At 34.5% G+C, this 11,788-nt stretch carries 9 protein-coding genes; 7 read left to right on the top strand and 2 right to left on the bottom strand.

Annotated elements, in window-relative coordinates; translation table 11 throughout:
* Positions 1-230: 230 nt before the first annotated feature.
* The 6 genes from AC1RRQ_RS17855 to AC1RRQ_RS17880 all read left to right on the top strand — a co-directional run bounded on the left by AC1RRQ_RS17855 (position 231) and on the right by AC1RRQ_RS17880 (position 9,207).
* Positions 231-947 carry an NUDIX hydrolase gene (locus AC1RRQ_RS17855; RefSeq protein ID WP_493024376.1) on the top strand — a complete coding sequence of 239 codons (717 nt, stop codon included), beginning with the start codon at positions 231-233 and terminating at the stop codon, positions 945-947.
* Positions 948-970: 23 nt separating this feature from the next.
* A complete protein-coding gene (locus AC1RRQ_RS17860) occupies positions 971-1,678 on the top strand; it encodes an NUDIX hydrolase (RefSeq protein WP_493024377.1) in 708 nt (235 codons plus the stop codon).
* Positions 1,679-1,932: 254 nt separating this feature from the next.
* The gene (gene lepA, locus AC1RRQ_RS17865; protein WP_493024378.1) at positions 1,933-3,729 is read left to right on the top strand and encodes a translation elongation factor 4; all 1,797 of its coding nucleotides are present in this window, start codon (positions 1,933-1,935) and stop codon (positions 3,727-3,729) included.
* Between the two features lie 263 nt (positions 3,730-3,992).
* The gene (locus tag AC1RRQ_RS17870) at positions 3,993-7,232 is read left to right on the top strand and encodes a fibronectin type III domain-containing protein (RefSeq protein ID WP_493024379.1); all 3,240 of its coding nucleotides are present in this window, start codon (positions 3,993-3,995) and stop codon (positions 7,230-7,232) included.
* Between the two features lie 244 nt (positions 7,233-7,476).
* Positions 7,477-8,094, top strand: coding sequence for an outer membrane beta-barrel protein (locus AC1RRQ_RS17875; protein ID WP_493024380.1), 618 nt, complete (start codon positions 7,477-7,479; stop codon positions 8,092-8,094).
* Positions 8,095-8,241: 147 nt separating this feature from the next.
* Positions 8,242-9,207 (top strand): helix-turn-helix transcriptional regulator, encoded by a 966-nt coding sequence (locus tag AC1RRQ_RS17880; protein WP_493024381.1) that lies wholly within the window; start codon positions 8,242-8,244, stop codon positions 9,205-9,207.
* A gap of 39 nt (positions 9,208-9,246) precedes the next feature.
* On the opposite strand, the gene AC1RRQ_RS17885 is transcribed toward AC1RRQ_RS17880, so the two are convergent.
* Both AC1RRQ_RS17885 and AC1RRQ_RS17890 read right to left on the bottom strand, forming a co-directional pair.
* A complete protein-coding gene (locus AC1RRQ_RS17885; protein WP_493024382.1) occupies positions 9,247-9,744 on the bottom strand; it encodes a DinB family protein in 498 nt (165 codons plus the stop codon).
* Positions 9,745-9,793: 49 nt separating this feature from the next.
* Positions 9,794-10,273 (bottom strand): DinB family protein, encoded by a 480-nt coding sequence (locus AC1RRQ_RS17890; protein ID WP_493024383.1) that lies wholly within the window; start codon positions 10,271-10,273, stop codon positions 9,794-9,796.
* A 368-nt stretch (positions 10,274-10,641) separates the two neighbouring features.
* Between AC1RRQ_RS17890 and thiL the strand changes: the two genes are divergently transcribed.
* Entirely contained in the window at positions 10,642-11,688 is a 1,047-nt protein-coding gene (gene thiL, locus AC1RRQ_RS17895; protein ID WP_493024384.1) for a thiamine-phosphate kinase, read from the top strand.
* Positions 11,689-11,788: the final 100 nt, after the last annotated feature.

Here is an 11,788-nt window from a genome sequence, read left to right on the forward strand (position 1 = left end):
TTTATCAATCTGACAAGATTTTAATTTAAATCGAAATAAAAATTTTAGAAAAAACAATCAATTATAAAATTGACCATCAAGTATTTAAGAATTTATTCTTTTTAATTCTGCCTTCGAATAAATTTTAAACAACTGATTATCAATTTTTTGATTTGTTAAAAAAATATTACGTAATCATTAAAGACAGTTATGCATTTTATTTGCTTAATTTGTCAAAACTTATTTCGCAAATGGATAAAAAAGTAGATGCCGACTCTGTTGCAAAAAGCGAACAAAATGCAATGAATGCAATCACTATTGACTGTGTTGTATTTGGATTTGATGAGGGAAGTTTAGAAGTGCTTTTAGTACAGCACGCCGAAGGAATCAGTAAAGGAAAATGGGGACTTCCGGGAGGATGGATTTATAAAAAAGAGAGTACTGATGCTGCAGCCACCCGTTTATTAAACGAACTTACGGGTCTGGATAATATTTATCTGGAGCAGTTAAAAGCATTTGGAGATCCGGATCGTTTTCCGCTTCGACGTGTTATCACCATTGGGTATTATGCGCTCGTAAAAAGAGAAGCTTATAATATCAAGGCCGGTTTTACCGCTTCTGATGCTAAATGGTATAAAATAAATAACATTCCGGATTTGATTTACGATCACAACGAAATTTTGTCATACAGCATTCAAAACCTCCGCAACCGTGTCCGTCAGGCACCAATTGGATTTAATTTGCTGCCTGAAAAATTTACTTTATTACAGCTGATGCAGCTTTATGAGGAAATTTTGGGTGTTGAAATGGATAAATCAAATTTCCGCCGAAAAATTCTTCACATGAAATTACTCGTTGCTTTAGATGAAAAACAGCAGGATGTATCACACAGAGCTGCAAAACTCTACAAGTTCGATCCGGATATTTATAAAAAACTGACTGAAAAAGGTTTTAATTTTGAATTTTAATAACACGCTTATACAAGCAGAGAATGGCAGCATTACCTTCTAACGATATTTCTAAAACACCCGCAATTGACGGAATTTCAATTGACTGTGTCATTTTTGGCTTCAAGAAAGAAAGTCTTGAAGTACTTTTGGTACAGCATGCCGGAGGAGAAAGCGAAGGAAACTGGGGACTGCTTGGAGGCTGGATGAAAAGAGAAGAAAGCGCCGATGATGCCGCACACCGAATTCTTTATGAACTCACGAGTCTTAGCAATATTTACCTGGAGCAGTTAAAAGCATTTACAAACCCCAGTCGTGTTTTAGACCGTCGTATTGTAACTATAGGCTATTATACTCTTGTAAATCAAGAAGATTACAATGTAAAAGCGAGTATAACAGTAAGAGAAGCGAGATGGTGCAAGATTAAGGAAATCCCAAATTTGATATTTGATCATAACGAGATTTTAAACTTTAGTTTACTGCAGCTTCAAAACCGTGTACGTCAGGCGCCAATTGGTTTTAATTTGCTGCCGGAAAAATTTACTTTATTACAGCTGATGCATCTTTATGAAGAAATCCTCGGGATTGAATTGGACAAATCTAATTTCCGTCGAAAAATTCTTCACATGAAATTACTCGTTGCTTTAGATGAAAAACAACAAGACGTATCGCACAGAGCTGCAAAACTCTATAAGTTCGATCCTGATATTTACAAAAAACTGACTGAAAAGGGATTCAACTTTGAATTTTAAAAACAAGTTCAGTTTAAACAAGTATTCTTGAAGTTTTAAATAGTAAGCTAAAGACAAACTAAGAAATGCCAAAAGTGTTTAATCATTGAAAAACAGCTTTTTGTGCTCAAAACTCAAAATCCTACAACTAAATTCCAGAATCCAAAACTTTGCGCTATCTTTGCCCCTTAATAAGAGGCGTTAAAGCAATTGCTACAGCGCACTTTAGAGGCTGAAAAATACTTAAAACTCGTTAAGAGAACTGATATATTAAAATGAAGAAGATTCGTAACTTTTGCATTATTGCACACATTGACCACGGTAAAAGTACACTGGCGGACAGATTACTAGGCGCAACACAAACCGTTACAGCTCGTGAAGAAAAAGCACAATTGCTTGACAACATGGACCTGGAGCGTGAGCGTGGTATTACCATTAAAAGCCATGCTATTCAGATGGAATACACTTATAAAGGTGAAGAATACATTCTGAATTTAATTGATACTCCGGGCCACGTAGATTTTTCATACGAAGTTTCGAGATCTATTGCTGCCTGCGAAGGAGCTTTATTGATTGTTGATGCTGCGCAAAGTATTCAGGCACAAACGATTTCAAATTTATATTTAGCTCTTGAAAACGACTTAGAAATTATTCCGGTTTTAAACAAGGTAGATTTACCAAGTGCAAATCCAGAAGAAGTAAGCGACGATATTATCGATTTATTAGGCTGTAAATTAGAAGATATTATTCATGCCTCTGGTAAAACAGGTTTTGGTGTTGAGAATATTTTGGCTGCAATTATCGAAAAAATTCCTGCTCCAAAAGGAAATCCGGATGAGCCTTTGCAAGCTTTGATTTTTGACTCGGTTTATAATCCGTTCCGTGGAATTGAGGTAATCTTTAGAGTTGTAAACGGAGAAATCAAAAAAGGGCAAAAAATTAAATTCATGGCTACGGGTAATGAATATTTTGCTGATGAAATTGGAACTTTAAAATTAAATCAGGTTCCTAAAAATGTAATTTCCAGCGGAGATGTTGGTTACCTGATTTCTGGAATTAAAGAAGCAAAAGAAGTAAAAGTGGGTGATACTTTGACAGATGCCAAAACACCTACCACAAATATGATTACAGGTTTTGAGGATGTAAAACCAATGGTTTTTGCCGGAATTTATCCTGTAGACACTGAAGATTATGAAGATTTGCGTTCTTCTATGGAGAAGCTGCAATTGAATGATGCTTCGTTAGTTTTTACTCCTGAAAGTTCTGCCGCTTTAGGATTTGGTTTCCGTTGTGGTTTCTTAGGAATGCTTCACATGGAAATTATTCAGGAGCGTTTAGAGCGTGAATTCGACATGACAGTTATTACAACTGTACCTAACGTTTCGTATTTGGCTTACACCAAAAAAGATCCCGAAACTTCATTTGTTGTAAATAATCCTTCTGACTTACCTGAACCATCTCGTTTAGATAGAGTTGAAGAGCCTTTTATTAAAGCTACCATCATTACAAAAGCTGATTTCGTAGGAAACGTAATGAGCCTATGTATCGAGAAACGTGGTTTAATTACCAACCAAACGTATTTGACTACAGAACGTGTTGAATTGAATTTTGACATGCCACTAGCCGAAATTGTATTCGATTTTTACGATCGTCTAAAAACAGTTTCTAAAGGTTATGCTTCTTTTGATTACTCTCCTATTGGGATGCGTACTTCGAAATTAGTAAAACTGGATGTTCTTTTAAACGCACAGACTGTTGATGCTCTTTCTGCCTTAATTCACGAAGATAACGCGTATAATATTGGTAAAAAAATGACCGAAAAATTACGTGAATTAATCCCAAGACAACAATTCGACATTCCGATTCAGGCTGCAATTGGGGCAAAAATTATTGCTCGTGAAACGATTAAAGCACTTCGTAAAGACGTTACCGCAAAATGTTACGGTGGAGATATTTCGCGTAAGCGTAAACTTCTTGAAAAACAGAAAAAAGGTAAAAAACGTATGCGTCAGGTAGGAAACGTTGAGATTCCTCAAGAAGCATTTATGGCTGTTTTGAAATTGAACGACTAGACTTTCTTTTGAAGATAGAAAACAGAATAAAGAGAATAGAATATAGATTGAACCCGATGACGAAAGTTATCGGGTTTTTTACTACCTTCTATTTAGCTGATTTCAAAGCCTTTTAGATTCTTTAAAATAATATTAAATCCTTTTTTTTAATCAATAAAAAAACAATAGATTTACCTCAGAAATTACTTTCTTTTTAAAATACCCCCAAGTATTTCAACCATCAAAAAACATTTTATCTAAAGAATTACTTAAAACCTTCGCCTATGAAAGAAACTTTACTTAAACTTAAATTATTTACAGTCTTAGGAATTTTTATAATTTCACCTTTATTTTCTAAAGAAAAACTAAATTCTTCTCTTTTTCCATTGGAAAATAATTCTAAAAAAGACGGTTTTGTTTTTTATCAAGTCGTTGACAATGCCCCTCCAACGATTCCTACAATGGTAAAAGTAATTGAGAATACAGGTACTAGTTTAACATTGTCCTGGAAAGCGTCTACTGATAATATAGGTGTTACTTCTTATGATATTTATAGGAACAGTTTCTTTGTTGGAAATTCGAACTCAACTACTTTTACAAGTAAAGGATTAGCCTCAAATACGTGGTATACTTTTAAGATAAGAGCAAGAGATGCGGCCGGAAATGTTTCTGAAGAAGCTGGAATCGAGATAAAAACATTAGATATAACTCCGCCAACACGACCAACTAAATTGACTGCTTCTGAAATTACCCGTTCCAGCGTTTATTTATCCTGGTCCCCATCTACTGATAATGACCGTGTAGTAGGCTATCAAATTTTTCAAGGAGGAAATTTATTAGTAGGCACTTCGACAGGTACAAAATTCAGAGTGACAGGACTTACTTCTGACAATACTTACTCATTTTCTGTTAGAGCACGAGATGCTGACGGAAATTACTCCGAAAAAAGTATAGGATTAATAATCGAAACTTCAGATGGCACTCCTCCTACAGTTCCTTCGGGTCTTTCTGCCGAAAAAATTACCCCTACAAGTTTTAATTTATCTTGGACCCCATCCATAGATAACATAGCAGTCGCAGGATATGAAGTTTACCAAAATGGACGTTTATTAGGAACAACAAACTCGACAAACTATGCTATATCTAAATTAACTGCCAATACCTCTTACTCTTTTACAATAAAATCAAAAGACACTTCTGCAAACATATCGGCAGAAAGCAGCGTTTTTACAGTAACTACACCTCCTGACTACTGCGTTTCTAAAGGATTTAGCAGTACTTTAGGTATTACTATATCAAGAGTAAAAATAGGATCAATTGATAGTAAACAGAATCCCGACCAATTAATTACAGAACTAAAAAAAGGTGAAACTTATGCCATTACTATTGCCGGAAGAGAATATCTAAGCGGTCGAACGCAATTTGGCCAACGATATGCCGTCTGGATTGATTATAATGGAGATTTAGACTTTTATGATTCTGGAGAACGTGTTTGGAATCATGAGGTTACCACTAATTGTCCTGTTATTGGTACATTTACAGTTCCTGAAACTGCTATTAATGGCAATACCCGAATAAGAATAACAAGTCAAGGTGATGAAGTTGGAATCCCTTACCCCTGTGGAGATTATACTGGCACATACAATTATGGCAGAACCGAAGATTACACGGTAAATATCATAAACTCTACTAAAGATAATAATGCATCTGTTGCACCATCAAATCTTTCAGCATCTGGAACAGATTGGACAGCAACAAATTTATCATGGTCGGCTCCTGCAAATACTGCCAATATTATTGGTTATGAAATTTATCAGGAATCTACTTTAATCGGAAGTTCTGAAACTAATAGTTTTTCTGTAAAAGGTTTAAAACAAATAACAGGCTATGTATTTACTGTAAAAGCAAAAAAAAATGATGGAACATTATCTGCAGCAAGTACTCCATTATTAGTTACAACAATAAAAGCTCCAATACCTTATACCCCAACAGATTTAAAAGCTTTAAAAATCACTGCTACAAAAGCTGATCTTTCGTGGGCACACTCAAAAAATGAGTCAGGACTAGATATTACTTATTACATTTATGCTACATATTATCCTAACAATAATACTCTTATAGGTAAAACTAAAGATCTTTTCACTACTATGAAATTGATGAATTCTACAATCTATGACGAGGTCAAAATAAAAGCAATTGATGAAATGGGAAATGAATCAGGTATGAGTAAAAGTATTTCTATCAGACCTGCAAGCTTTAATCCTGCACCTTTACCTCCAACCGATCTTACTGCTAGCGAAATTACAACCTCATCTGTAGTATTAACATGGACTGCTTCAAAAAACGATCCCGCGATTAGCTCTTATTCGGTATATAGAAATTCAATACTAGTTGGAAGTTTAACAAATGGAGAAACCACCTTTAAAGTTACTGATTTAAAAGACAATACAGATTATACCTTTACAGTATCTGCTAATATGGAAGATGCTTACTCATCGGAAAGCAATAAGATATCTATTAAAACTGTTGCTTTACCAGGTTATTGCAAACCAGAAATATCCAAAACTAAGAGAGATCAAATTACTTCTTTCGATTTTGGATCATTAGTTCGAGATGCCCCTTCTAATGGATATACAGACGATACAGCGTACACTGCTTCTTTGACTCCTGGTCAGCAAAGCACTATTATTCTGTCTGTGACCAGAAATCGATATAACAGCCCTAAAAATATGTCAAATGGTTTAGCTATTTGGATTGATTTGAACGGCGATAAAGATTTTGATGATGCTGGAGAATTAGTTTGGAGCAATTCATACCAAAATCCATCCTCTTTAGATTTTACAGCGATTGCAACATTTACACTTCCTTCGACAGTAATGACTGGAAAAACAGGGCTAAGAATTGCAATGAAGGAAAATGGAATTCCAACTTCATGTGAGCAATTTACCTACGGAGAAATTAGAGATTTTACTGTTGACATCAAAAAACGTATTATTGAATTTGAAGCTCCAAGCATACCAAAAAATTTAAGTGTATCAAATATTACTAAATCCTCAGCTGTTTTGTCATGGGAAGAATCAACAGACAATATAGCTGTTACGGGTTATGATATTTACCAGGGAAATACTTTAATTGGAACTACAAACCTAACCAGCTATACTCTTACTGGCTTAAGTGAAGGAACGTCTTACTCCTATACCATAAAGGCTAAAGATTATGCTAAAAACATTTCAGCTTCAAGCGATCCGGTTTCAGTCACTACAACGACTCTTTCTGTAGAAAATCATGACCAAAAAAAGAATCAATATATTCTGTATCCAAATCCGGCAGCTCAAAGGTTATTTATACAGCAGCCAGATACTACCGCAACGATATACAAAATAAGTAATTTAAACGGTCAAGTTGTACTCCAGGGAAGTTTGAATGAAAATAGTATCGAAGTAAATTCTCTAAGTTCCGGAGTATATATAATTGAATTAGAAAAAGAAGGAAAGACAATAGTTAAAAAGTTTGTTAAGAATTAAAAATAGATAAAACCCGATAACATAAGTTATCGGGTTTTTTGTTTTTATAGAACTTTAATTCTCAATAAATACGTGGCTTCATCCCTAAAAACTTAAATTTTTACCCGCAATTAAACAAGTAAATACCTATAAAAAAGCGCAAATATTAACTCAATAGAATCAATATTAATGCATTCGACTAGTACAGCAAAGGTTTTAACATTAAAAACATAACTTTAATCTTACAACTTAAAAACTAAATATCATGAAAACTAGATTTTTTATTATTTTATCAATGCTGACTTTTTCATTTGCCAATGCACAACAACAAGAAGTTGATTCTGAAATGAACTCTGCAAAAGGTATTACTTTTCAAAACGGCGATATGTTTCTTGAAGGTTCTATTAAAATAAGCACCGGAGGTGAAAATGATTATTATGGGTTCAGCCCAAAATTTGGCTACTTATTGAATGATAAATTTGCGGTTGGAGCTAAAATAGATTACTCCAGTAATAAAGAAGAAGCAACTGGTATCAAAACTAATGTATTTGGAGTTGGAGCTTTTGCTCGCTATTATTTCTTAGAATTAGACAAAAAACGTTTTAAAACTTATGCTGAAGTTGGTTTGGGTTACGGACAAAACAAAACCGAAACACCGCTTGCCGGAAGTGATACTGATAACAGTTTAACCGCTGATATTAATGTGGGATTAAATTACTTTGTAACCAAAAATATCGCAGTAACTTTTGTCTTGGCAAACGTTTTGGCTTACAACAGTGTTTCTCCGGAAAATGGTCCGTCGTCTGATACTTTTCAATTAAACATTAATTTATTTGAAAACATCTTCGATCAGCCTCAATTTGGAGTTTTGTATAGATTTTAATTCGTTTCTACAATTATTTAAAAAAGCTGTTCCAGTTTGGAACAGCTTTTTTTATTCTCTTTACTTTTTACATTTGTATCTTTGAATCTTTACAGCTGTAAAAAAGCTTAGAAACTTAGTAACTCAGAACCTCAGAATCTTAAAGAAATGCTCGACGAAACTCCAAAACGATTTGACAGAATTGTAGCTATCCTGATTCAATTGCAATCTAAAAAAATTGTAAAAGCGCAGGAATTGGCGGATCGTTTTGACTGTAGTCTGCGTACGATTTACCGGGATATTCGAACTCTCGAAGCTTCGGGTGTTCCTATTTACAGTGAGGCCGGAGTGGGTTATGCTTTAATGGAAGGTTACAGATTACCGCCTGTTATGTTTACGCGCGAGGAAGTCAGCAGTTTTATTGCTGCCGAAAAACTAATGCAGAAATTTACCGATCCTTCTTTAGGAAGTCATTATGCCTCGGCGATGTACAAACTAAAATCCGTTTTAAGAAGCACAGATAAAGACTGGCTTTCGAATATTGAATCGAGAGTGGTCATGCAGATGCAGAGTACAGAACCTATGTTTAATGATAATTCGCCCAATACTCTGGCTGTTTTATTTGAAGGAATTGCCGAGAAAAAGCAAATTTTACTTTCGTATAAAACTTTTGATAAAGACGAAACCACACAAAGAAACATTGAGCCTGTAGGTGTTTTTCACGATCATAACAATTGGTATTTTTTAGGATATTGTCATTTACGAAAAGATTACCGCCAATTTCGAACAGACAGAATTCTGGGAATCAAAAAAAGCGAATCTGATTTTACAATCGAACACGATTCTCTAGATTCTTATTTAACCAAAACAGAGACAATTCCAACCACAAAAGTTCGGATTTTAATCGAAAAGAAAATCGCAAGATATTTGTCGACCGAAAGAAAATACCACGGTTATATTTCTGAAAAAGAAGTGGACGGCAAAATAGAAATGAATTTTATGTGCCGTGATATAGAAAGCGGTTTTGCCCGCTGGTTTTTAATGTTTGGAGATTATGCCGAAATCCTTGAACCCGAAAGATTAAAGACGCGCGTTTTAGAATTATTAGAAATTAACAGGCAAAGGCTTTTATAAAAAAAACTCCCGAGAGATTATCTTCGGGAGTTTTTTTTTTTATTTCTGTTTCATAACATTATAAAAATTATAATCGGTATTTGAAGCATCTGTAATTCCTATATTTCGCCCCATTGTTACAATCTGGCCTCTATGATAAGTACCGTGATTGATAACCTGGATTAAATATTCAGAAATAGGCAGTTCGCATTCAAACCACGGATTGATAATTTTAACTTCTTTAACCAAATCTTCTTCTGACAATGAATTGATAAGATGTTTCAATTTTGAAGATGAATTCAAAAGTCCGTTAAATATTTCTTCTTTCGATAATTCATTTTCTGTTTTCTTTTCAGACATTGCAGTCTCTGAAATCACAGAAAACCAATATTCTTCTGTTGACCAAATATGATCCAGCGTTTTTACAATAGTGGAGAAACTTGAAGGAACTTCGGTATAAAGCAATTCATCTGATTTCGGCGAAAGCCAATTCACAAACTGTTGATTTACCCATAAATTATAATCTGCATAATTTGACATTATCTTTTTTAAACTCATAGTCCTTAATTTTAGATTTACTTTATAAAGTTACAAGAAAATTCTTTAATTATCTCTCCCAGAAAAATGGCGGCTCGATATTTAATGCTCTTAAATATACATAAGCTTGTCCGCGGTGGTGTACTTCATTATCAATAAAATACAAGATGTTTTGAATAACCGGAAATTCATATTGCCCAAAAAGATTAAAGGTTTCGCTGAAATCTTCAACAGATAATTGTTCCCAGTATTTATTGATTTCTGCTGTCGCTTCGTCCCATTTTTCAAGATACTGCGCTTTAAAAATCAGTTTTTCTGCTCCTTCTGAGAATGGTGCTGTTTCTTTAGTCACAATTCCTTTTAAACCCGGAACCGCAATAGCTAAAAGTTCATCAACTAATTTTGCAAATGGACGCATACCGCCAATTGAAAATTCGAAGAAATCTTTCTCAGGAAAAATTTCAATTAAACGACGTGTAAGTGCGCGGTGACCTTGCCAGTGTTTCAATAAATCTTCTGAAGTAATTACTTGTGCTTCTAATGTTTTCATGATTTTTATGTTTTTAAATTTCTATACTTCAAAAGTAAAATGGCCCGGTGACAACAGTTTGTCAGCAGGAAAAAATATTTTTAAAAATATTTTTTCCTGCCGTAGAGACGCACTGCAGTGCGTCTACACAACGTAACCCCAATTTATTTAAATAAAGAAGACATAAATTGTGATTACTGGATCTTAGACGCACTGCAGTGCGTCTCTACAGAATAAATCTGTTAGAAAAAACTTAGAACCTTAGCATCTCACAATCTTAGCATCTTTAAAAGAAAAAACCTTTGTACCTCTGAACCTTTGTACCTTTGCAACTTTAAAAGAAAAAACCTTTGTACCTTTGCGCCTTACAAACTTTGGAACTCAAAAAAATGATTGAAGATAAAAATCCGCAGCGTACCAGTATAGCTCAATTAGGCGAGTTTGGCTTAATTGAACATTTGACCAGAAATTTTGATGTCACACAGGAATCTACTTTAAAAAGTATTGGCGATGATGCCGCAGTTCTTGATTTTAAGAACAAAAAAGTAGTGGTTTCTACTGATTTATTAATTGAAGGTGTTCATTTTGACCTGGCATATATGCCATTAAAGCATTTAGGTTACAAAGCGGTTGTCGTAAATGTATCTGACATTTGCGCAATGAATGCAAAACCAACTCAAATTACGGTTTCTGTTGCTGTTTCTAACCGTTTCCCACTCGAAGCCTTAGAAGAATTATTTGAAGGCATTACGCATGCCGCAAAAGAATATAAAGTAGATGTTATTGGCGGTGATACTACCTCATCTCAAAAAGGACTAATTATCAGCATTACGGCAATTGGTGAAGCAGATGAAGATGAAATTGTTTACAGAAATGGTGCTAAACAAACAGATCTACTGGTTGTAACCGGAGATATTGGCGCTGCTTATATGGGATTACAGGTTTTAGAACGCGAAAAACAAGTTTTTCAGGTAAACCCAAACAGCCAGCCAGATCTTGATCCTTATACTTATTTGGTCGAAAGACAATTGAAACCAGAGGCAAGAAAAGACGTTCGTACGCTTTTGCATGCTCTTGAAATTAAACCAACCTCGATGATTGATATTTCTGATGGATTATCTTCGGAGATTATTCATTTATGCAAACAATCGAAAGTGGGTTGTAATTTATACGAAGATAAACTTCCGTTAGATCCGCAGTTTATTTCGACTTGCGAAGAATTCAATATAGACAGTACAACCGTTGCTATTAATGGCGGCGAAGATTATGAACTTCTTTTTACTATCGATATTAATGATTTTGATAAAATAAAAGGGAATCCAAACTTTTCAATTATTGGCCACATGGCACAGGAAAGTGAAGGAATTCATTTAGTAACCCGCGCTAATACCAGAATTGCTTTAAAGGCACGCGGCTGGGATGCTTTGAGTGAATAAATTCAGTCTCAGTATTCAGTGGCAGTATTCAGTCTCAATTTTCCTAACAGATTTAAAAATCTGTTAGGATTTTTTATTTGTCTGAATCTAAAATCTACAT

The organism is Flavobacterium sp. GW821-FHT12A05 (assembly GCF_058807735.1).

Coding starts and splice junctions, on each gene's coding strand:
- AC1RRQ_RS17855 (WP_493024376.1), top strand. CDS start 231: ATGGATAAAAAAGTAGATGCCGACTCTGTTGCAAAAAGCGAACAAAAT.
- AC1RRQ_RS17860 (WP_493024377.1), top strand. CDS start 971: ATGGCAGCATTACCTTCTAACGATATTTCTAAAACACCCGCAATTGAC.
- lepA (WP_493024378.1), top strand. CDS start 1,933: ATGAAGAAGATTCGTAACTTTTGCATTATTGCACACATTGACCACGGT.
- AC1RRQ_RS17870 (WP_493024379.1), top strand. CDS start 3,993: ATGAAAGAAACTTTACTTAAACTTAAATTATTTACAGTCTTAGGAATT.
- AC1RRQ_RS17875 (WP_493024380.1), top strand. CDS start 7,477: ATGAAAACTAGATTTTTTATTATTTTATCAATGCTGACTTTTTCATTT.
- AC1RRQ_RS17880 (WP_493024381.1), top strand. CDS start 8,242: ATGCTCGACGAAACTCCAAAACGATTTGACAGAATTGTAGCTATCCTG.
- AC1RRQ_RS17885 (WP_493024382.1), bottom strand. CDS start 9,744: ATGAGTTTAAAAAAGATAATGTCAAATTATGCAGATTATAATTTATGG.
- AC1RRQ_RS17890 (WP_493024383.1), bottom strand. CDS start 10,273: ATGAAAACATTAGAAGCACAAGTAATTACTTCAGAAGATTTATTGAAA.
- thiL (WP_493024384.1), top strand. CDS start 10,642: ATGATTGAAGATAAAAATCCGCAGCGTACCAGTATAGCTCAATTAGGC.